Annotated in this window: 19 protein-coding genes and 4 tRNA genes; 16 read left to right on the forward strand and 7 right to left on the reverse strand. The window is 55.9% G+C overall.

Features of this window, described 5'->3' with window-relative positions; genetic code table 11:
• Window positions 1-40 precede the first annotated feature (40 nt).
• From NQ842_RS01695 to NQ842_RS01715, 5 genes are all read left to right on the forward strand, one after another.
• Window positions 41-1,426, forward strand: coding sequence for an amino acid permease (locus tag NQ842_RS01695; protein WP_046889410.1), 1,386 nt, complete (start codon window positions 41-43; stop codon window positions 1,424-1,426).
• Between the two features lie 102 nt (window positions 1,427-1,528).
• Window positions 1,529-1,605: transfer RNA gene (locus NQ842_RS01700), tRNA-Arg, on the forward strand.
• Window positions 1,606-1,672: 67 nt separating this feature from the next.
• Window positions 1,673-1,748 (forward strand) — tRNA-His (locus NQ842_RS01705).
• A gap of 20 nt (window positions 1,749-1,768) precedes the next feature.
• Window positions 1,769-1,855: transfer RNA gene (locus NQ842_RS01710), tRNA-Leu, on the forward strand.
• Window positions 1,856-1,897: 42 nt separating this feature from the next.
• Window positions 1,898-1,974 (forward strand) — tRNA-Pro (locus tag NQ842_RS01715).
• Between the two features lie 537 nt (window positions 1,975-2,511).
• On the opposite strand, the gene hemY is transcribed toward NQ842_RS01715, so the two are convergent.
• From hemY to hemC, 4 genes are read right to left on the reverse strand one after another with little or no spacing between them, the layout of a single operon-like run.
• Entirely contained in the window at window positions 2,512-3,711 is a 1,200-nt protein-coding gene (gene hemY / locus NQ842_RS01720) for a protoheme IX biogenesis protein HemY (protein ID WP_014833715.1), read from the reverse strand.
• Between the two features lie 2 nt (window positions 3,712-3,713).
• Window positions 3,714-4,910: a uroporphyrinogen-III C-methyltransferase gene (hemX, locus tag NQ842_RS01725; protein ID WP_221345871.1), complete on the reverse strand. Its 1,197-nt coding sequence runs from the start codon at window positions 4,908-4,910 to the stop codon at window positions 3,714-3,716.
• Window positions 4,911-4,931: 21 nt separating this feature from the next.
• Window positions 4,932-5,672, reverse strand: a complete 741-nt coding sequence (hemD, locus tag NQ842_RS01730; protein WP_063425632.1) for a uroporphyrinogen-III synthase — start codon at window positions 5,670-5,672, stop codon at window positions 4,932-4,934.
• Window positions 5,669-6,610 (reverse strand): hydroxymethylbilane synthase, encoded by a 942-nt coding sequence (gene hemC / locus NQ842_RS01735; protein ID WP_063411891.1) that lies wholly within the window; start codon window positions 6,608-6,610, stop codon window positions 5,669-5,671. Before hemC ends, hemD begins: the two co-directional genes overlap by 4 nt.
• A gap of 350 nt (window positions 6,611-6,960) precedes the next feature.
• Between hemC and cyaA the strand changes: the two genes are divergently transcribed.
• A complete protein-coding gene (gene cyaA / locus NQ842_RS01740) occupies window positions 6,961-9,504 on the forward strand; it encodes a class I adenylate cyclase (RefSeq protein WP_014833712.1) in 2,544 nt (847 codons plus the stop codon).
• A 73-nt stretch (window positions 9,505-9,577) separates the two neighbouring features.
• Here cyaA and cyaY read toward each other — a convergent pair whose 3' ends face one another.
• Window positions 9,578-9,898, reverse strand: coding sequence for an iron donor protein CyaY (cyaY, locus tag NQ842_RS01745; protein ID WP_014833711.1), 321 nt, complete (start codon window positions 9,896-9,898; stop codon window positions 9,578-9,580).
• A gap of 135 nt (window positions 9,899-10,033) precedes the next feature.
• Here cyaY and NQ842_RS01750 point away from each other — a divergent pair, with 135 nt between their 5' ends.
• The 8 genes from NQ842_RS01750 (at window position 10,034) to corA (ending at window position 16,995) form a co-directional block, all read left to right on the forward strand.
• Window positions 10,034-10,237 carry a lipoprotein gene (locus NQ842_RS01750; RefSeq protein WP_023621548.1) on the forward strand — a complete coding sequence of 68 codons (204 nt, stop codon included), beginning with the start codon at window positions 10,034-10,036 and terminating at the stop codon, window positions 10,235-10,237.
• Window positions 10,238-10,272: 35 nt separating this feature from the next.
• Window positions 10,273-11,097, forward strand: a complete 825-nt coding sequence (dapF, locus tag NQ842_RS01755; RefSeq protein WP_013099259.1) for a diaminopimelate epimerase — start codon at window positions 10,273-10,275, stop codon at window positions 11,095-11,097.
• Window positions 11,094-11,801, forward strand: coding sequence for a DUF484 domain-containing protein (locus tag NQ842_RS01760; protein ID WP_023621549.1), 708 nt, complete (start codon window positions 11,094-11,096; stop codon window positions 11,799-11,801). The genes dapF and NQ842_RS01760 overlap by 4 nt, the downstream gene beginning before the upstream one ends.
• Window positions 11,798-12,700 carry a tyrosine recombinase XerC gene (xerC, locus tag NQ842_RS01765; protein ID WP_118284037.1) on the forward strand — a complete coding sequence of 301 codons (903 nt, stop codon included), beginning with the start codon at window positions 11,798-11,800 and terminating at the stop codon, window positions 12,698-12,700. Before NQ842_RS01760 ends, xerC begins: the two co-directional genes overlap by 4 nt.
• Window positions 12,700-13,416, forward strand: a complete 717-nt coding sequence (yigB, locus tag NQ842_RS01770; protein ID WP_257256443.1) for a 5-amino-6-(5-phospho-D-ribitylamino)uracil phosphatase YigB — start codon at window positions 12,700-12,702, stop codon at window positions 13,414-13,416. Before xerC ends, yigB begins: the two co-directional genes overlap by 1 nt.
• Window positions 13,417-13,524: 108 nt before the next feature.
• Window positions 13,525-15,687 (forward strand): DNA helicase II, encoded by a 2,163-nt coding sequence (gene uvrD / locus NQ842_RS01775; RefSeq protein WP_014833708.1) that lies wholly within the window; start codon window positions 13,525-13,527, stop codon window positions 15,685-15,687.
• Between the two features lie 149 nt (window positions 15,688-15,836).
• Window positions 15,837-15,893: a YsgD/CorL family protein gene (ysgD, locus tag NQ842_RS01780; protein WP_212743980.1), complete on the forward strand. Its 57-nt coding sequence runs from the start codon at window positions 15,837-15,839 to the stop codon at window positions 15,891-15,893.
• Between the two features lie 151 nt (window positions 15,894-16,044).
• Window positions 16,045-16,995, forward strand: a complete 951-nt coding sequence (corA, locus tag NQ842_RS01785) for a magnesium/cobalt transporter CorA (protein WP_008501540.1) — start codon at window positions 16,045-16,047, stop codon at window positions 16,993-16,995.
• Between the two features lie 83 nt (window positions 16,996-17,078).
• On the opposite strand, the gene rarD is transcribed toward corA, so the two are convergent.
• Both rarD and yigI read right to left on the reverse strand, forming a co-directional pair.
• Window positions 17,079-17,975 (reverse strand): EamA family transporter RarD, encoded by an 897-nt coding sequence (rarD, locus tag NQ842_RS01790; RefSeq protein WP_046889416.1) that lies wholly within the window; start codon window positions 17,973-17,975, stop codon window positions 17,079-17,081.
• A 51-nt stretch (window positions 17,976-18,026) separates the two neighbouring features.
• Window positions 18,027-18,494, reverse strand: a complete 468-nt coding sequence (gene yigI / locus NQ842_RS01795) for an acyl-CoA thioesterase YigI (protein ID WP_014833706.1) — start codon at window positions 18,492-18,494, stop codon at window positions 18,027-18,029.
• A gap of 162 nt (window positions 18,495-18,656) precedes the next feature.
• Between yigI and pldA the strand changes: the two genes are divergently transcribed.
• Together pldA and recQ are read left to right on the forward strand one after the other, a co-directional pair.
• Window positions 18,657-19,526, forward strand: coding sequence for a phospholipase A (pldA, locus tag NQ842_RS01800; protein ID WP_014833705.1), 870 nt, complete (start codon window positions 18,657-18,659; stop codon window positions 19,524-19,526).
• Between the two features lie 90 nt (window positions 19,527-19,616).
• Window positions 19,617-21,446 (forward strand): ATP-dependent DNA helicase RecQ, encoded by a 1,830-nt coding sequence (recQ, locus tag NQ842_RS01805; protein ID WP_257256445.1) that lies wholly within the window; start codon window positions 19,617-19,619, stop codon window positions 21,444-21,446.
• The last annotated feature ends 9 nt before the right edge of the window (window positions 21,447-21,455 follow it).

Here is a 21,455-nt window from a genome sequence, read left to right on the forward strand (position 1 = left end):
CGGCATTAAGCCGGGAAACAGCAAACACAACCGAGGATCTATGGCAGAGAAAAAACCGGAGCTACAGCGTGGGCTGGAAGCTCGTCATATTGAACTGATAGCGCTGGGCGGCACTATCGGCGTGGGCCTGTTTATGGGCTCTGCAAGCACGCTCAAGTGGGCAGGACCATCAGTTTTGCTGGCTTATATTATTGCTGGCCTGTTTGTTTTCTTCATCATGCGTTCGATGGGGGAAATGCTCTTCCTGGAGCCGGTGACGGGTTCCTTCGCTGTCTATGCACACCGCTACATGAGCCCGTTCTTTGGCTACCTGACGGCCTGGTCATACTGGTTTATGTGGATGGCGGTCGGTATCTCGGAGATTACCGCAATCGGGGTGTATGTGCAGTTCTGGTTCCCGGATATGGTCCAGTGGATACCGGCGCTGATTGCTGTGGGGCTGGTGGCACTGGCAAACCTGGCAGCCGTTCGCCTGTATGGTGAAATTGAGTTCTGGTTTGCGATGATTAAAGTCACCACCATCATCGTGATGATTGTGGTTGGACTCGGCGTCATTTTCTTCGGCTTTGGCAACGGTGGCCACGCGATTGGCTTCGGTAACCTGACCGAACACGGCGGCTTCTTCGCTGGCGGCTGGAAAGGCTTCCTGACGGCGCTGTGTATCGTTGTCGCGTCCTATCAGGGTGTTGAGCTTATCGGTATTACCGCCGGTGAAGCGAAGAACCCGCAAGTCACGCTGCGTAGTGCGGTGGGTAAGGTGCTGTGGCGTATCCTGATTTTCTATGTGGGGGCGATCTTCGTTATCGTGACCATCTTCCCGTGGAACGACATCGGTACGACCGGTAGCCCGTTTGTCTTAACGTTCGCGAAGATTGGTATCACGGCGGCGGCAGGTATCATCAACTTTGTTGTCCTGACGGCGGCGTTGTCTGGCTGTAACAGCGGAATGTACAGCTGCGGCCGTATGCTGTATGCGCTTTCGAAGAACAACCAGTTGCCAGCGGCAATGAGTAAGGTATCTCGTGCGGGTGTGCCTGTTGCGGGTGTGGCGGTGTCGATTGCCATCCTGCTGATTGGTTCATGCCTGAACTACATCATTCCAAATCCGCAGCGCGTATTTGTGTATGTCTACAGCGCCAGCGTGCTGCCGGGGATGGTGCCGTGGTTCGTTATCCTGATTAGCCAACTGCGTTTCCGCCATGCGCATAAAAAGGCGATTGCCAGCCATCCGTTCCGCTCGATTCTGTTCCCGTATGCGAACTATTTGACGATGGCATTCCTGATTTGCGTATTAATTGGGATGTACTTTAATGATGATACCCGCATGTCGCTGTTTGTCGGGATGATCTTCCTGGCCGCAGTCACGGCGGCCTATAAGCTATTTGGGCTGGGGCGCCGCGCCACCACGCAGAAAGTGGAGGAATAAGCGGCAAAATGTGCAAACCATAACCAAACGCGCATTTTTTTCAAAAAAGCACTAGACAGCGGGGGCGGAGGTACGTAATATCCAGCCCCGCAACGGCGCTAAGCGCCCGTAGCTCAGCTGGATAGAGCGCTGCCCTCCGGAGGCAGAGGTCTCAGGTTCGAATCCTGTCGGGCGCGCCATTTTAATCCCGGCGCTAGAGCTGCGGTGGTCTGAGAAGTAGTCAGTACCGCGTGAAAGAATACAGTGGTGGCTATAGCTCAGTTGGTAGAGCCCTGGATTGTGATTCCAGTTGTCGTGGGTTCGAATCCCATTAGCCACCCCATTATTGAAGAGTTGTGAATTGCGAAGGTGGCGGAATTGGTAGACGCGCTAGCTTCAGGTGTTAGTGTTCTTACGGACGTGGGGGTTCAAGTCCCCCCCCTCGCACCACGACTTTAATGAATTGAACTAAAAATTCAAAAAGCAGTACATCGGCGAGTAGCGCAGCTTGGTAGCGCAACTGGTTTGGGACCAGTGGGTCGGAGGTTCGAATCCTCTCTCGCCGACCAATTTTGAACCCCGCTTCGGCGGGGTTTTTTGTTTTCTGCGGCTTTTCACCTCTGTATCCATTCCCCGACATACGCGTTTCCTGTTGTCGCGAACCAGCGACACTTAATTAATTGAAAATTAAAATAATATTGCATAAATGTCTTAACCGTCTCTTTCTGACGACACTTCTGCGCTTTTGCCAACATTTTATGGTGCTTGAGATAGGGCCTGGCAGCAGAAATTCCTTTTATCTTAAAATGTTGCGCGATGTAAAATTTCTTCGTGTAACGTTGGCATGTAACGTGCAATAATATGCGTGTAGATGCTCATTCCATCTCTTATGTTCGCCTCAGTGCCTCATAAACTCAGGAATGATGCAGAGCCATTTACGGTGCTTATCGTCCACTGACAGATGTCGCTTCGGCCTCATCAGACACCATGGGCATAACGTTGAGTGAAGCACCAAATATGTTGTCTTACAGACCTGTTTTAACGCCTGCTTTTATAGCAGGCGTTTTTTTTACCAAAAAAAAGAGGCCATTTGGCCTCTTTAACGATTACTGCTGATTCCCGTTATTCTGCAACGTCAGAAGCAGTCCGTCGCGCCGCATGGCGGCAGCCTCTTCCGGCTTATGCTGCTTGTCGAGCGTATCGGCAAGCCACGCGTAGTCAAACGCGTCCGGGCGCTGTTTTAACGCCGCACGGAAGGCGAGGCTCGCCTCCTGCCATTCACCGTGTTTCATCAGCGACTGGCCCAGTGTGCTCCAGAGCAGCGGACGATCGCCAACGGTTTTGATCTGTTGACGCAGCACTTTTTCGATTTGCTCAGGGTTGTTGGTTTTCAGACGCGGGATCACCATGACCAGTCGGTCGTCGTACTGGCGCTTCAGACCGTCGAGGAGGATCTCCTGCGCAGTGTCATGATCGTCACATTCAATCAGATGTTCCGCCATCGCTACCTGCAGTGGAACCTGCTGACGCGTTTTGCGGCTCTGATTCTTCCACCAGGTTTTCAGACCATCGCTGCCCAGATCGGCACGCGCCTGATCCATCAAACCAATCCACGCCATGCGCTGGAGTTCGTCACGATGTTCATCATCACCCACGTCGGCTTTCGCCATCGAAGGAATAATGTCCAGCAGTGAACCCCAGGCACCGGTACGGATATAGGCCTGCTCGGCAAGGCGCAGCACTTCAGGGTGGCGAGGGGTGATTTCCAGCAGACGGTCAACGCCGTGGCGCGCCGCATGGTTTTCATTACGTGCCAGCTGCAGGCGAACACGGGTGATCTCAACCGGGATCTGGTTGTCAGACGCCATCTCCGACGCGCGCTCCAGATGCTGATTGGCGCGGGCCTCGTCACCACGCTGTTGAGCTGCTTCAGCAGCCAACAGATAGTTCACGACGGGTTGTTCGGCGTGGTCGGCGTTTTTGGACATCAGCTTTTCCACCTGCTGATAGTCGCCTTCGGCAAGTTTAATCAACGCCTGCTCGGTCTGCTTACGGGCGCGACGACGCTTGCGGCCAACGAACCAGCCACGGGTATGAGCACCGGTGCGGAAAATACGGCGCAGGATCCACTCCAGCGCCAGCAGTACCACTACGCCCAGGATCAGGATGATCACCAGACCCGTGACGCTGGTTTCGATATTGTAATTGTCGGTCTGGATCAACACGTATCCCTGGTGACCGGCAAGCATCGGCCCAAGGACGATCCCGGCGATCAGCAGGATAAAGAGTAAGAGGACTTTAAGCATCGTTACTCTCCTTGTGGGGCGCTTTCAGACGCGGGCGCGGCGGCTGGTGCAGGTTCACCCGTCTGCGCAGCCGGAACGCCCGGCTGTGCCAGCAGGTTACGGACGCGCGTTTGCATCAGCTTTTCCAGAATTGGCTGGCTGGCCAGTTTATCCGGCACGTTCATGGTGATGTTCTGCTGACTCAGTTTGTCGATATCGTCGAGGAACGCCGTGGTGGTGGCATCATTGGTGTCGTAGTAGGCACGGACCCATGTAGACACGTTATCCAGCGCCTGCTTGTAGGTCTCTTCCTGATGACGTGGCACGGCCTGGGCCGCGACCAGCAGACGGGAACGAATGTTCTCACGCAGGTAGATATCCTGGTTCGGCGCTAACAGCGGCACGGCGGTTTCATCGCGGCGACGGATCGTGATGAAGCTATCCATAAAGTTCTGCCAGCTTTTTTGCAGATTTACACGCCACTCGCTCAGGGAGCTGGACAGCTCAGTGCCGTCAGAATCCATGGGAGAATCGTCGTCGTTGTTATCCGCCAGCTGCAGGTTATCAATCTGGTTCGAGAGCTGATTTAACTTGAGGATGATGCCGTCATAATCCACCTGAGAAACGGCGGAGAGGCTGGCGATATCTTCGGTAATGGCGCGACGGGCGGTGATGAGGCTTGGATCGTTCATGTCCGCCAGGCTCGCATCCGCGCTTTTCAGCAGAGCGGCGGCGGTGGTGACATCCTGATCGCTCCAGAGCTTACGCCCGGCCAGTTTCACCAGAAAATCGGCCTGAGACAGCAGCCAGGTTTTGGCATCGGTACCGGAAATGGTGGCAACTTTTTGCTGAACTTCCTCGAGCTGTTTGGTCAGCTCTTGCTGTTTGTTGTTCGCATCGGCAAGCGCGGCGGCCTGCTGCTTGATCACGCCTTCCAGCTCGGTTTTTTGTGTCTCCTGCGCTTTTTGCAGCGCGGTGAGCTGATTAACCAGCGCGTCGCTGGTGGCCGTCTGGTTGGTGCTTTGCTGTTTCACCAGTCCGTAAAGGCTGACGCCTGCTGCCAGCGCAATGGCGATGGCAATCGCGCTCAGCGCGAGGCTGGTTTTGTTGCTGCCGTTTTTCTTCTCAACGGTTTTCTCAGTCGTTTCTGACTGCGGCGTCATGTCCACAGTCTCCCTGGTCTCTTCAACCACGGCGGAGGATTTATCGTGTTCCGTCATTATGGCATCCCATTATGAGAGTTATTGTAATGCGCGCAGCAGCGCATCGTTGTCGGCGTTATCAGCGATCCGAATATCTTGCCAGCCCAGTTCCCGGGCGAGGTTCGCCAGACGCTCACTGACGACCAGCAGCCGACAGTGGAGTAACCAGTTTTCACGATACCAAAGTGGCACCAGCGACCAGAGTTGCTGCAGCATTTCACCGCTGGTCACCACCAGGGTTGTAATGCCGCGCGTTTGCCAGCGCATCGCCTCTTGTGCACCATCGTAATGTTTTGCACAGCGTTGATAACATTCACAAAACGTGACGTCAGCACCGCGTTCGCGTAGCGTCTCGCCTAACAGTTCGCGTCCGCCGTTACCGCGTAAGATCAACGCCCGTTTTCCGATTAGGGTTTGTAATTCAGGTAATTGTAGCAAGACTTCGCTGGTTTCCCGATCTAACGGGTAACGTACGTCTGTTCCGCTTACGGTATGCAGCGCCAGGGCGGTTGAGCGGCCAATCGCGAAATAGCGTGGCGCAGTAGGCCAGTTCAGTCCCTGCTGTTGTAACTGCGCATGGGCAAATTCCACGGCATGTTGCGACAAGGCAAACAGCAGGTCGCCTTCCTGAAGGGTATTCATCTGGTCGGCGAGCGCGGACAGCTCCCGACCCGGGGAGAATTCAATAAGCGGAAAACTCCAGGCCACCTGCCCCAGTGCGCGCAGACGGCTCACTAACTGCTCTCCTGCGGGAGAAGGGCGGGTGACGAGAATACTCATGCAGGGGGTTCTCCATCGTAAACGTCAGCGAGAATTTCGCGGGCACCGTTATCCAGTAGCTCTTCCGCCAGCGAAACGCCAAGCTGCTCAGCATCTTGCGGTTTACCGCGGCGCTCACCGCGTACCATCTGCGAACCGTCCGGCGCGCCAACCAGCGCACGCAGCCACAGTTCACCGTTAATTAATTCAGCATAGCTGCCAATCGGCACCTGGCACCCCCCTTCAAGGCGGGTATTCATCGCACGCTCGGCTTTGACGCGAATGGCCGTCTCGTCATGATTCAGCGGCGCAAGCAGTTCACGGGTACGAGTATCATCCAGACGGCACTCAATACCGACTGCGCCCTGACCCACGGCTGGTAAAGAGAGCTCCGGCGGCAACGCGACGCGAATGCGCGACTCCAGACCCAGACGCTTAAGCCCTGCTACCGCAAGGATAATGGCATCGTAATCGCCGTTATCCAGCTTGCCCAGACGTGTGCCGACGTTACCGCGCAGCGAGCGAATGATCAGGTCCGGACGGCGTTCAGCCAGCTGACACTGGCGACGTAAACTGGACGTGCCAACCACGCTGCCTTTGGGCAATGCATCAAGCGAGTCAAACTGGTTAGAGACAAACGCATCGCGCGGATCCTCGCGCTCGCAAATGGTCACCAGCCCCAGCCCTTCCGGGAACTCGACGGGCACGTCTTTCATCGAATGCACGGCGATATCGGCGCGGTTCTCAAGCAATGCCAGTTCCAGTTCTTTGACAAACAAGCCTTTGCCGCCCACTTTCGCCAGCGGCGTATCAAGGATCACGTCACCGCGCGTGACCATGGGCACCAGCTCGACGCGCAAGCCGCTGTGGCAGGCTTCCAGGCGCTGCTTAACATAATGTGCCTGCCAGAGCGCCAGAGGGCTTTGGCGTGTGGCAATTCTCAAAACATTGTCTAACATGCTTGTTACCGTCATTATCAATCGCTAACCATCCTAACATTGTTGACTCTGGGATGGCAGTTTTACGGTGATGAAGAAGAGAGGGACAGGGCGGGGGTTCTCGTCAGCCACAGCCGTATTAAGGAATTTACACGTACAGAACGGTGCTACACTTTGTATGTAGCGCAACTTTCTTTACGGTCAATCGGCAAGGTGTTAAATTGATCACGTTTTAGACCATTTTTTCGTCGGTACCAGCATAATGATAAGGACGAAAAAGGGTAACGGTTATCTTTTTGAAATACTGCGGGCGCGCTGTTATTTTTGTTTTTGAATAGCTTGCGACACCCGGAAACATCAGGCGATACGTCTTGTACCTCTATATTGAGACTCTGAAACAGAGACTGGATGCCATAAATCAACTGCGTGTGGATCGCGCGCTTGCTGCTATGGGCCCTGCTTTCCAGCAGGTATACAGTCTGCTGCCGACATTATTGCACTATCACCATCCGCTGATGCCGGGTTACCTTGACGGTAACGTTCCCAAGGGCATTTGCCTTTTCACGCCTGATGAAACCCAACAGCATTATCTCAACGAACTTGAGCTCTACCGTGGCATGCCGCCGCAGGAATCGCCGAAAGGTGAGCTGCCCATTACCGGCGTTTACTCCATGGGAAGCACCTCATCGGTAGGGCAAAGCTGTTCGTCTGACCTGGATATCTGGGTCTGCCATCAATCCTGGCTCGATAACGAAGAGCGTCAGCTACTGCAGCGTAAATGCAGCCTGCTGGAAAGCTGGGCAGCGTCGCTCGGCGTGGAAGTGAGCTTCTTCCTGATTGATGAAAACCGTTTCCGCCATAACGAAAGCGGCAGTCTGGGTGGTGAAGACTGCGGCTCGACGCAGCACATCTTATTGCTGGACGAATTTTACCGTACGGCAGTGCGTCTGGCCGGGAAGCGTATTCTGTGGAATATGGTCCCGTGCGAAGAAGAAGAGCATTACGACGATTACGTCATGTCGCTTTACGCACAGGGCGTACTGACGCCAAACGAATGGCTGGATTTGGGCGGCCTGAGCTCCCTGTCGGCAGAAGAGTACTTTGGCGCCAGCCTCTGGCAGCTTTATAAGAGCATCGACTCACCGTACAAAGCGGTGCTGAAAACGCTGTTGCTCGAAGCCTATTCCTGGGAATACCCCACCCCGCGCCTGCTGGCGAAAGATATCAAGCAGCGTCTGCACGATGGAGAGATTGTCTCCTTTGGGCTTGATGCCTACTGCATGATGCTGGAGCGCGTCACCGAATACCTGAAAGCCATTGATGACACCACGCGTCTCGACCTGGTGCGTCGATGTTTCTATCTCAAAGTTTGTGAGAAGTTGAGCCGCGAACGCGCTTGTGTTGGCTGGCGTCGTGAAGTGGTCACACAGTTAGTCAAAGAGTGGGGATGGGGCGAAGAGCGTCTCTCCATGCTCGACAATCGCGCCAACTGGAAAATCGATCAGGTACGTGAAGCGCACAACGAACTGCTTGATGCGATGATGCAAAGCTACCGTAACCTGATCCGCTTTGCGCGCCGTAACAACCTCAGCGTCTCCGCCAGCCCGCAGGACATCGGGGTATTGACCCGCAAACTGTATGCCGCGTTTGAAGCGTTGCCGGGCAAAGTCACCCTTGTTAACCCGCAGATTTCCCCCGATCTGTCAGAACCGAACCTGACCTTTATCTATGTGCCGCCGGGTCGCGCGAACCGCACCGGGTGGTATCTGTATAACCGTGCGCCAAGCATGGATTCGATCATCAGTCATCAGCCGCTGGAGTACAACCGCTACCTGAACAAGCTGGTGGCCTGGGCCTGGTTTAATGGCCTGCTGACCTCGCGCACCCGCCTGTTTATCAAAGGCAACGAGGTGGTCGATTTAGCCAAACTGCAGGAGATGGTGGCAGATGTCTCCCATCACTTCCCGCTGCGTCTGCCGGCACCCACGCCAAAAGCGCTCTACAGCCCGTGTGAAATTCGTCATCTGGCGATTATCGTCAACCTGGAATATGACCCGACGGCGGCCTTCCGCAATCAGGTCGTGCATTTTGACTTCCGCAAGCTGGACGTCTTCAGCTTTGGCGAGCAGCAAAACTGCCTGGTCGGCAGCGTGGATCTGCTGTACCGCAATTCGTGGAACGAAGTGCGTACCCTGCATTTCAACGGTGAGCAGGCGATGATCGAAGCGCTGAAAACCATTCTCGGCAAGATGCACCAGGATGCCGCGCCGCCGGACAGCGTGGAAGTGTTCTGCTACAGCCAGCACCTGCGGGGTTTGATTCGTACCCGCGTGCAGCAGTTAGTTTCAGAGTGTATTGAGTTGCGTCTTTCCAGTACCCGTCAGGAAACCGGTCGCTTTAAAGCGCTGCGTGTTTCAGGGCAAACCTGGGGTCTGTTCTTCGAACGTCTGAACGTGTCGGTGCAAAAGCTGGAGAACGCCATTGAGTTTTACGGCGCGATTTCCCACAACAAACTGCATGGCCTGTCGGTTCAGGTGGAGACCAACCACGTCAAACTGCCACAGGTGGTGGATGGCTTTGCCAGTGAAGGGATTATCCAGTTCTTCTTTGAAGAGTCGGGAGACGATGCCGGTTTCAATATCTACATTCTGGATGAGACCAACCGCGCCGAGGTGTATCACCACTGTGAAGGCAGTAAAGAGGAACTGGTGCGTGACGTCAGCCGCTTCTACTCCTCATCACACGACCGCTTTACCTACGGTTCCAGTTTCATCAACTTCAACCTGCCGCAGTTCTACCAGATTGTGAATGTCGATGGCCGTGCGCAGGTGATTCCGTTCCGGACCCAGGCCGTCACGCCTGTAGCGCCTGCAAATCAGGACACCGCGCCGCTGTTGCAGCAGTATTTCTCGTGATGTTTTTCGCCGGGTGGCTACGGTCCGAGCCGTTGTAGGCCCGGTAAGGCGTAGCCGCCACCGGGCAACAACACTACCTGAAACTCACTTCCTCACCCGCCTGCGCAGTCGCTGCCTGCTCCAGCAGATCCCAGAAGGTTTCACCGCTACGGTCGCAAACCCATTCATCCCCTTTCAGATCGAAATGGTAGCCACCCTGTCTGGCCGCCAGCCATACCTGGTGAAGCGGCTCCTGGCGGTTAATAATAATTTTGCTGCCGTTTTCGAAACTGAGGGTCAGGATACCGCCGTTGATTTCACAATCGATATCGCTGTCGCCTTCCCAGTCGTCCAGGCGCTCTTCAATGGTCATCCACAGGGTGTCGGCAAGGCGATGGAATTCACTGTCGTTCATGGTTTTGTTCCTGTTTTTCGTGATGCCGGCAGTATAACCCTAAATAATTCCCGTTGCAGGAAAGCGGCAAACTCTTGCTTTTGTGTCTTCTCCTGCGATGATAGAAACAGATTTGAACTTACGGGCAACTTTATAATGAAAAACGCTTTCCGAACGCTTGCCGTTCTCATCACGCTGTTTAGTCTGACTGGCTGTGGACTGAAGGGGCCGCTGTACTTCCCGCCTGCGGATAAAACGGCACCGCCACCGACCAAACCCGTGCAAAGCGGCATTGAGTCTTCTACGCCAGATACTAACGATCGTGGCAACAACGGTGGCCCGACTCAGGTTAATCTCTGACGATCACGTTCTGTACCCGCGCAATGGAGCAAATGATGCAGTTCTCTAAAATGCATGGCCTTGGTAACGATTTTATGGTCGTCGACGCGGTAACGCAGAATGTCTTTTTCTCCCCGGAACTGATCCGCCGCCTGGCGGATCGACACCTGGGCGTGGGGTTCGATCAGCTGCTGGTGGTTGAACCGCCGTACGATCCCGACCTCGATTTCCACTACCGTATTTTCAATGCGGATGGCAGCGAGGTGAATCAGTGCGGCAATGGCGCGCGCTGTTTTGCCCGCTTTGTCCGCCTGAAAGGGCTGACCAATAAACGCGATATACGCGTCAGTACGGCGAATGGCCGCATGGTGCTCAGCGTTACCGATGACGAACTGGTGCGTGTGAACATGGGCGAACCAAACTTTGAGCCCTCCGCGGTGCCGTTTCGCGCAAACAAAGCGGAAAAGACCTATATTATGCGTGCGGCCGAGCAGACAGTATTGTGTGGCGTCGTCTCAATGGGCAACCCGCACTGTGTGATTCAGGTCGATAATGTGGAAACGGCCGCGGTCGAAACCCTTGGCCCGGTGCTGGAAAGCCACGAACGTTTCCCGGAACGGGCGAATATCGGTTTTATGCAGGTGGTGAAGCGCGAGCATATCCGCCTGCGTGTGTACGAGCGCGGCGCGGGCGAAACACAGGCTTGCGGGAGCGGTGCCTGTGCTGCGGTGGCCGTCGGTATCTCTCAGGGGTTACTGGCCGAAGAGGTTCGCGTGGAGTTACCAGGCGGTCGTCTTGATATCGCCTGGAAAGGACCGGGTCATCCACTGTATATGACTGGCCCGGCGGCACATGTCTATGACGGGTTTATCCATCTATGAAACAACCAGGGGAAGAACTGCAGGAAACGGTGACGGAACTGGACGACAGGGCTGTTGTTGATTATCTGCTGCGCAATCCTGAGTTTTTTATTCGCAATGCACGCGTCGTCGAAGCGATGCGTGTGCCGCATCCGGTTCGCGGGACCGTGTCGCTGGTCGAATGGCATATGGCACGCTCGCGCAACCACATCAGTCAGCTTGAAGAGAACATGACGCTGCTGATGGAGCAGGCCAACACGAACGAAAGCCTGTTCTATCGTCTGCTGCATCTGCAGGCGCGTCTGGCCTCGGCGCACAGCCTTGAAGAATTTCTCAGCCGCTTCCACCGCTGGGCGCGTGAACTGGGGCTGGCTGGCGCTACGATCCGTCTTTTCCCTGACCGCTGGCGCATTGGCGCGCCGTCTGGTTTTACCCATCTGGCGTTGAGTCGCCAGGCGTTTGAACCTCTGCGTATTCAGCGTCTGGGCCATGAGCACCACTATCTTGGGCCGCTTAACGGACCGGAACTGCTGGTGGTACTGCCGGAAGCCAAAGCGATAGGCTCGGTGGCGATGTCGATGATGGGGCGTGATGGCGATCTGGGGGTGATGTTATTTACCAGCCGCGATGCGCATCATTACGAGCAGGGACAAGGTACGCAGCTGCTGCAGGAGATCGCCCTGATGCTGCCTGAGCTGCTGGAGCGCTGGATTGAGCGCGTATGACGGACGCCCTGCTCACGACTGACGTCTCACGCTTTCTGCGCTACCTGGGCATTGAACGTCAGCTAAGCCCGATTACACTGCTGAACTACCAGCGTCAGCTTGATGCCATCATGCAGATTGCCGATGAGATCGGCCTGAAAAGCTGGCAACAATGTGACGCTGCGACCGTCCGCGGGTTTGTTGTGCGCAGCCGTAAAAAAAACCTAAGCCCGGCGAGTCTGGCGCTCAGGCTTTCTGCGCTGCGCAGTTTCTTCGACTGGCTGGTGAGCCAGGGCGGCTTAAAAGCCAACCCGGCGAAAGGCATCGCCACGCCGAAAGCCCCGCGTCACCTGCCGAAAAATATCGACGTCGACGATGTAAACCGCCTGCTGGATATTGACCTCAACGACCCGCTGGCCGTGCGCGATCGCGCGATGCTGGAGGTCATGTACGGTGCGGGTTTGCGTCTTTCCGAACTGGTTAATCTCGATTTAAAACATCTCGATCTGGAGTCCGGCGAAGTGTGGGTGATGGGTAAGGGCAGCAAAGAGCGCCGCCTGCCGATTGGCCGTAATGCCGTCTCGTGGATTGAGCACTGGCTGGATCTGCGCGGGCTGTTTGGCGCCGAGGAGGATGCGCTGTTCCTGTCTAAACTCGGCAAGCGGATCTCGGCGCGTAATGTGCAGAAGCGTTTTGCGGAGTGGGGTATTAAGCAGGGGCTGAACAGCCACGTCCATCCGCATAAGCTGCGCCACTCCTTTGCCACCCACATGCTGGAATCGAGTGGCGATCTGCGTGGCGTGCAGGAACTGCTCGGCCACGCGAATCTCTCCACCACCCAAATCTATACCCACTTAGACTTTCAACACCTTGCGTCGGTGTATGACGCGGCGCATCCACGCGCCAAACGGGGGAAATAATGCGTTTTTACCGCCCACTGGGTCACATCTCAGCCCTGACGTTTGATCTTGATGACACCCTTTATGACAACCGTGAAGTGATCCTGCGTACTGAGCAGGAGTCGCTGGCGTTTGTTCAGAACTACCATCCGGCGCTGAAGAAGATGCAGAACAAGGACTTTCAGCTGCTGCGCCAGTCCCTGCGTGAGACCGAGCCGGATATTTATCACGATGTAACCGAATGGCGTCGCCGTGCGGTGGAGCAGGCGATGCTCAACGCTGGGCTGAGCGCGCAGGATGCGGCTGTCGGGGCTGAAGCCGCAATGGAAAACTTCGCCAAATGGCGCAGCCGTATCGACGTGCCGCAGGAAACGCACGACACCCTGGCGAAGCTTGCCGAAAAATGGCCGCTGGTCGCAATCACCAATGGCAATGCGCAGCCGGAGCTGTTTGGTCTGGGGGATTACTTCGAGTTTGTGCTGCGGGCGGGTCCGCACGGGCGCTCGAAGCCGTTTAACGATATGTATCATCTGGCGGCGGAGAAGCTGAACCTGCCGCTCGGCGAAATGTTGCATGTGGGTGATGACCTGACCACAGACGTAGCGGGTGCCATCCGCTGCGGTATGCAGGCCTGCTGGATCAAGCCAGAAAAGACGGACCTGATGATCGCCCCGGACAGCCGTCTTCTGCCGCACCTGGAAATTTCACGGTTGGCATCCCTCACGACGCTGATATAATCACCAGTAATATTGTATAAATTACCAGGGTTTTTGCAGTTGTAGGCCCGGTAAGCAAAGCGCCACCGGGCGCTTTGCTGTGTTCCTGAATACTATGTGACGGTGCCAATGGACGTTTCTTACCTGCTCGACAGCCTTAATGACAAACAGCGTGACGCGGTTGCCGCCTCGCGTACCAACCTGCTGGTGCTGGCTGGGGCGGGCAGTGGTAAGACGCGCGTGCTGGTTCACCGTATCGCCTGGCTGCAGAGCGTGGAAAACTGCTCTCCGTACTCCATCATGGCGGTCACGTTCACCAACAAGGCGGCGGCGGAGATGCGCCACCGTATCGCCCAGTTGATGGGCACCAGCCAGGGCGGCATGTGGGTCGGCACCTTCCACGGTCTGGCGCACCGTCTGCTGCGCGCGCACCATATGGATGCCAATCTGCCGCAGGATTTCCAGATCCTCGACAGCGAAGACCAGCTCCGTTTGCTGAAACGCCTGATTAAGGCGATGAATCTCGACGAGAAACAGTGGCCGCCACGTCAGGCGATGTGGTACATCAACGGCCAGAAAGACGAAGGGTTGCGCCCGCACCATATTCAGAGCTTTGGCAACCCGGTGGAGCAGACCTGGCAGAACGTTTACAAGGCCTACCAGGAAGCGTGTGACCGCGCCGGGCTGGTGGACTTTGCCGAACTGTTGCTGCGCGCCCACGAGCTGTGGCTCAATAAACCGCACATCCTGCAGCACTACCGTGAACGCTTCACCAACATTCTGGTGGACGAATTCCAGGATACCAACAACATCCAGTACGCCTGGATCCGCCTGCTGGCCGGGGATACCGGCAAGGTGATGATCGTAGGCGATGACGATCAGTCCATCTACGGCTGGCGTGGCGCGCAGGTGGAAAACATCCAGCGCTTCCTCAATGACTTTCCCGGCGCCGAAACCATCCGTCTGGAGCAGAACTACCGCTCGACCAGCAATATCCTCAGTGCGGCCAACGCCCTGATTGAAAACAACAACGGGCGCCTGGGTAAAAAGCTGTGGACAGACGGTGTCGACGGCGAACCGATTTCCATTTACTGTGCCTTCAACGAGCTCGACGAAGCACGTTTCGTGGTGAACCGCATCAAAACCTGGCAGGACAACGGTGGCGCGCTTGAACAGTGTGCCATTCTCTATCGCAGCAACGCCCAGTCGCGCGTGCTGGAAGAGGCACTGCTGCAGGTGAGCATGCCGTACCGTATTTATGGCGGCATGCGCTTCTTCGAACGTCAGGAGATCAAAGACGCGCTCTCGTATCTGCGCCTGATCGCTAACCGAAACGATGATGCGGCGTTTGAACGCGTGGTGAATACGCCAACCCGCGGCATTGGTGACCGCACGCTGGATGTGGTGCGTCAGGCCTCGCGCGATCGCCAGCTTACGCTCTGGCAGGCGTGCCGCGAGCTGTTGCAGGAAAAGGCGCTCGCCGGACGCGCCGCCAGCGCGCTGCAGCGCTTCCTTGAGCTGATTGACGCGCTGGCCCAGGAAACGGCCGATATGCCGCTTCACGTGCAGACCGACCGGGTGATCAAAGACTCCGGCCTGCGCATGATGTACGAGCAAGAGAAAGGCGAGAAGGGCCAGACCCGTATTGAGAACTTAGAGGAGCTGGTGACGGCAACGCGCCAGTTCAGCTACAACGAAGAAGACGAAGATTTGATGCCGCTGCAGGCATTCCTTTCCCACGCCGCGCTGGAAGCGGGCGAAGGGCAGGCGGATACCTGGCAGGATGCGGTTCAGCTGATGACCCTCCACTCTGCCAAAGGCCTCGAATTCCCGCAGGTATTTATTGTCGGCATGGAAGAGGGGATGTTCCCGAGCCAGATGTCGCTGGATGAAGGCGGACGCCTGGAAGAGGAGCGCCGTCTGGCTTACGTCGGCGTGACGCGAGCGATGCAGAAACTGACGCTGACCTACGCCGAAACCCGTCGTTTGTACGGCAAAGAGGTGTATCACCGTCCGTCACGCTTTATCGGCGAATTGCCGGAAGAGTGTGTGGAAGAGGTGCGTCTGCGTGCCAGTATCAGCCGCCCGGTCAGCCATCAGCGGATGGGCTCGCCCATCGCGGAAACCGACACTGGCTATAAGCTGGGCCAGCGCGTACGTCATTCGAAATTTGGCGAAGGCACCATTGTCAACCTGGAAGGTAGCGGCGAGCACAGTCGCTTGCAGGTGGCGTTCCAGGGCCAGGGGATCAAATGGCTGGTGGCCGCGTATGCTAAGCTGGAAACAGTGTAACATTCAGAAAAGTATCATTATTTTGTAATAATCTGCTAGCCTTATACGTTGAAGGTCAATTAATGCCCTTCAGCGTTTCGTTGCGTGTTGACGCCACAGTTGCTGCTGGCGTAACATGCGCGCACGATTACGCTAAGAGGACATTCGCCTTGGACACACCCAGTAGATACTGGCTCAATTCCCTGTCATCCAGGAACAACTCCTAAGGCTATCTCCTCTTGCTGATGGCCTTAGTGGTTGTCAGCGACCTGCATTATTCCCGTCGCGCTGAGTCAGGCTGTTTAATGGTCTGAAACCCAATTTGTTTCTGTGTGCCCACCGAACTGTCCGATATTTTTTGCATTGGGAGTCCCGGTCATGTTGAGCGCATTTCAACTCGAAAATAACCGACTGACTCGGCTTGAAGCCGAAGAGTCACAGCCCCTCATTGATGCCGTATGGGTGGATCTGGTCGAGCCGGACGACGATGAACGCCTGCGCGTACAATCTGAGCTGGGGCAGAGTCTGGCAACTCGCCCGGAACTGGAAGACATCGAAGCATCCGCACGTTTTTTTGAAGACGAAGACGGCCTGCACATCCACTCCTTCTTCTTCTTTGAAGATGCCGAAGACCACGCGGGAAACTCCACCGTGGCATTTACCATTCGCGACGGGCGCCTGTTTACCCTGCGCGAACGTGAACTGCCGGCGTTTCGTCTCTACCGTATGCGCGCCCGCAGCCAGGCGATGGTGGACGGTAATGCTTACGAATTGTTGCTCGATCTGTTCGAAACCAAAATTGAGCAGCTGGCGGATGAGATTGAAAACATCTACAGCGATCTGGAAAAACTGAGCCGTGTCATCATGGAAGGGCATCAGGGCGATGAATACGACGAAGCGCTCTCCACGCTGGCGGAACTGGAAGATATCGGCTGGAAAGTGCGTCTGTGTCTGATGGATACCCAGCGTGCGCTGAACTTCCTGGTGCGCAAGGCGCGTCTGCCGGGTGGCCAGCTGGAACAGGCGCGTGAGATCCTGCGCGATATCGAATCCCTGCTGCCGCACAACGAATCCCTGTTCCAGAAGGTTAACTTCCTGATGCAGGCGGCGATGGGCTTTATCAACATCGAGCAGAACCGCATCATCAAGATCTTCTCGGTGGTATCGGTGGTATTCCTGCCGCCGACGCTGGTGGCATCCAGCTACGGGATGAACTTTGAGTTTATGCCGGAGCTGAAGTGGAGTTTCGGCTACCCGGGCGCGATTATCTTTATGATCCTCGCCGGGCTGGCGCCGTATCTCTATTTCAAGCGTCGCAACTGGTTGTAATAAATCTGGCGGGTGCGCTGCGCTTACCCGCTCTACGATCGAATTCCCTCTCCCGGTGGGAGAGGGTTAGGGTGAGGGGAAGATCACAGCCCTTTACGTACCCGGCGCTGGGTATAAATCGCATCTGCGACAAAAATCGCCAGTGCTACCCAGATAAACGCGAACGTCACCATCTTATCCGCACCCGGCACTTCGCCGTAAAACACCACCGCCAGCAGGAACATCAGCGTTGGGCCGATGTACTGGAAAAAGCCCAGCGTGGACAGACGCAGGCGGGTTGCCGCACCGGTAAAGCAGAGCAGTGGGATGGTCGTCACCACCCCTGCGGCCATCAGCATCACATTCAGGGACCACGGGTTGCTGCCCATGTGGCTGGTCGGGCTGTCGGCAATGGCGAACAGATAGATAGCGGCCACCGGCAACAGCCACAGGGTTTCAAACAGCATCCCGGTTTGCGCTTCCACGGCAATCTTCTTACGCACCAGCCCGTAGAACGCAAAGCTGAACGCCAGCCCCAGCGCAATAACAGGCAGTGAACCGAAGGTCCACAGCTGAACCAGCACGCCGCAGAAGGCGAGGATCACCGCCAGCCACTGCATCCGGCGGAAGCGCTCGCCGAGGAAAATCATCCCCAGCACAATATTCACCAGCGGGTTAATAAAATACCCCAGACTCGCTTCGAGCATGTGATGGTTATTCACCGCCCAGATAAACAGCAGCCAGTTTCCGCCAATCAGTACTGCCGAGAGTGCCAGCAGAAAGATCTTCTTCGGAGTTTGTAGCAGCGTTTTGACGCCAGACCACTGACGACTAACGCTCATCAGCGCGATCATGAAGAAGAAGGACCAGATGACGCGATGAGTGAGGATCTCATCGGCCGGTACGTAAGCGATAAACTTAAAGTAAGCGGGTGCGATACCCCAAATAAAATAAGCGGCAAGGGCGAGTAGCACGCCCTGCCGCGTCTGTTTAGCATCCATCGGGAAAATCCGTGACAAAAAAGTGAATCAACTTTACCCGATTTTTCGGCTTCAACCCACCATATAAGTGGCTGTTGCGCTGGCGATATAAAGTTGTTCTTCGTTATGCAGTTCAACACGCGCGACGGCAACCTTGTTCCCCGCGCGCAGCAGGCTGCTGGTACAGGTGAAGCGGTTTCCGCGCCCGGGACGCAGGTAATCGACGCGTAAGTCGATGGTACCCATACGGGATAACCGCTGGCGCAGTTCGTCTTCGTTGATGGTGTCATGGCGCGTCAGGGTGCTGCCAACGCATACCAGCCCTGCCGCCACGTCCAGCGCGGAGGCAATCACCCCGCCATGCAAAATGCTCTGCGCCCAGTTGCCTACCATCATCGGCTGGTTGTTAAAACTGAGCTGGGCAAAGGCTTTCTCGTACCGCTCCAGCTCCAGTCCCAGCGCGCGGTTAAACGGCATATGGTAAACAAAAATCTCGCCCACGAGTTTTAACGCTTCTTCGGCGGTAAGCATGGCTGACATGAGGCATCACATCCTTAATGTTAATGAAATGTTGATTTTATGCCTGGGCAAGCAAGAATGCCACTTTCAGAAACGAGGATGCAGAAGTTGCGACAGAAGTCTGTAGAATGTGCGCCATATAACAATTCGAGTCTTTTAACACTTTGCAGGAGATCACCACCGATGCGGACGTATCTGGCCTGGTTACTGGCAGCGGTTGCACTGCCCCTCACAGCATATGCACAGGAAGCGACAGTCAAAGAAGTGCACGATACGCCAGCTGTTCGCGGTAGCATTATCGCTAACCTGCTGCAGGAGCATGATAATCCGTTCACGCTCTACCCGTACGACACCAACTATGTGCTTTACACCTGGACCAGCGATCTCAACAAAGAGGCGATTCGCTCCTATGACTGGGCTGAGAATGCGCGTAAAGATGAGGTGAAGTATCAGCTCAGCCTCGCGTTCCCATTCTGGCGCGGCATTCTGGGGCCGAATTCGGTACTCGGGGCGTCTTATACGCAGAAATCCTGGTGGCAGCTTTCCAACAGCGGTGAATCTTCACCGTTCCGTGAAACCAACTATGAGCCACAGCTGTTTCTGGGTTTCGCAACGGATTATGAGTTTGCAGGCTGGACATTGCGTGACGTTGAAGTGGGCTTCAACCATGACTCCAACGGCCGTTCCGATCCCACCTCACGTAGCTGGAACCGCGCCTATACGCGCCTGATGGCGCAGAATGGTAATTTGATGGTGGAAGTGAAGCCGTGGTACGTGGTGGGCAGCACCGATGACAACCCGGATATCACCAAATATATGGGCTACTATCAGCTCAAAATTGGTTATCAGTTGGGTGATGCGGTACTGAGCGCCAGGGGCCAGTACAACTGGAACACCGGTTACGGTGGCGCAGAAGTGGGCTTAAGCTACCCGATGACCAAACACGTGCGTATTTATACCCAGGTCTACAGCGGTTACGGCGAGTCGCTCATCGATTACAACTTCAACCAGACCCGCGTGGGTGTGGGCGTAATGCTGAACGATATTTTCTAGGTTGCTCGAATGTTTTTGCGTTAATCGTTGAAGTTTCTCTCTCAGGCGCTGAAAATAGCGCCTGTTTCATTTCTGGCATATGGGGTTAACGTGGCGCAGGCGGAAGTATTGAATCAGGAATCGCTGGCTAAACAGGTTTTGCATGAAACCTTTGGCTATCAGCAATTCCGTCCTGGCCAGGAAACCATCATTGAAACCGTGCTGGAAGGTCGTGATTGCCTGGTGGTAATGCCGACCGGTGGCGGTAAATCGCTCTGCTATCAGGTGCCTGCACTGGTACTTAATGGCCTGACGGTCGTGGTATCGCCGCTGATTTCTCTGATGAAAGACCAGGTTGACCAACTGCTCGCCAACGGCGTGGCAGCGGCCTGTCTTAACTCCACGCAAACCCGCGAGCAGCAGCAAGAGGTGATGGCCGGTTGCCGTACCGGACAGATTCGCTTGCTGTATATCGCGCCAGAACGTCTGATGCTGGATAACTTCATCGACCATCTGGCGCACTGGAATCCCGTTCTGCTGGCCGTTGATGAAGCGCACTGTATTTCGCAATGGGGCCACGACTTCCGCCCGGAATATGCCGCACTTGGCCAGCTTCGCCAGCGCTTCCCCGAACTGCCGTTTATGGCGCTGACCGCCACGGCAGATGACACCACGCGGCTGGATATCGTCCGCCTGCTGGGGCTGAACGACCCGCTTATCCAGGTCAGCAGTTTCGACCGCCCGAACATCCGCTATATGCTGATGGAAAAGTTCAAGCCGCTGGATCAGCTTCTGCGTTATGTGCAGGAGCAGCGCGGCAAGTCAGGCATCATTTACTGTAACAGCCGCGCGAAGGTGGAAGACACCGCTGCGCGTCTGCAAAACCGCGGCTTTAGCGCGGCGGCCTATCATGCCGGGTTAGAAAACCATATCCGCGCCGACGTGCAGGAAAAATTCCAGCGCGATGATCTGCAGATTGTGGTGGCGACGGTGGCATTCGGGATGGGCATTAACAAGCCCAACGTCCGCTTTGTGGTGCACTTCGATATTCCACGAAATATCGAATCCTACTATCAGGAAACCGGCCGCGCCGGACGTGATGGCCTGCCTGCGGAAGCGATGCTGTTTTACGATCCGGCCGATATGGCGTGGCTGCGCCGCTGTCTGGAAGAGAAACCGCAGGGACAGCTGCAGGATATCGAGCGTCACAAGCTCAACGCCATGGGTGCGTTTGCTGAAGCGCAAACCTGCCGCCGTCTGGTGCTGCTCAACTACTTTGGTGAGGGGCGTCAGGAGCCGTGCGGCAACTGCGATATCTGTCTCGACCCGCCGAAGCAGTACGATGGCCTGATGGACGCGCGTAAGGCGCTCTCGACCATTTACCGTGTGAACCAGCGCTTCGGGATGGGCTATGTGGTGGAAGTGTTACGTGGCGCCAATAACCAGCGTATCCGCGACATGGGCCACGATAAGCTGCCCGTCTACGGTATTGGTAAGGACCAGAGCCACGAGCATTGGGTCAGCATTATTCGCCAGTTGATTCACCTCGGCTTTGCCACACAGAACATCGCCCAGCACTCCGCGCTTCAGCTCACCGAAGCTGCGCGTCCGGTACTGCGCGGGGATGTTGAACTCAAGCTCGCCGTGCCGCGCGTTGTCGCCCTGAAACCGCGGGTGATGCAAAAATCTTACGGCGGTAACTACGATCGCAAGCTGTTTGCCAAACTGCGCAAGCTGCGTAAAGCGATTGCTGATGAAGAGAACATTCCGCCATATGTGGTCTTCAACGACGCGACGCTGATCGAGATGGCCGAGCAAATGCCGCTCAGCGCCAGCGAAATGCTCAGCGTCAACGGCGTCGGTACGCGCAAGCTGGAGCGCTTTGGTAAAGCGTTCATGGCGCTCATCCGTTCACATGCCGATGGTGATGATGAGGAGTAGTCAGCCGGG

The organism is Enterobacter cloacae complex sp. R_G8 (genome assembly GCF_024599795.1).
GTDB classification, from domain to species: domain Bacteria; phylum Pseudomonadota; class Gammaproteobacteria; order Enterobacterales; family Enterobacteriaceae; genus Enterobacter; species Enterobacter dissolvens.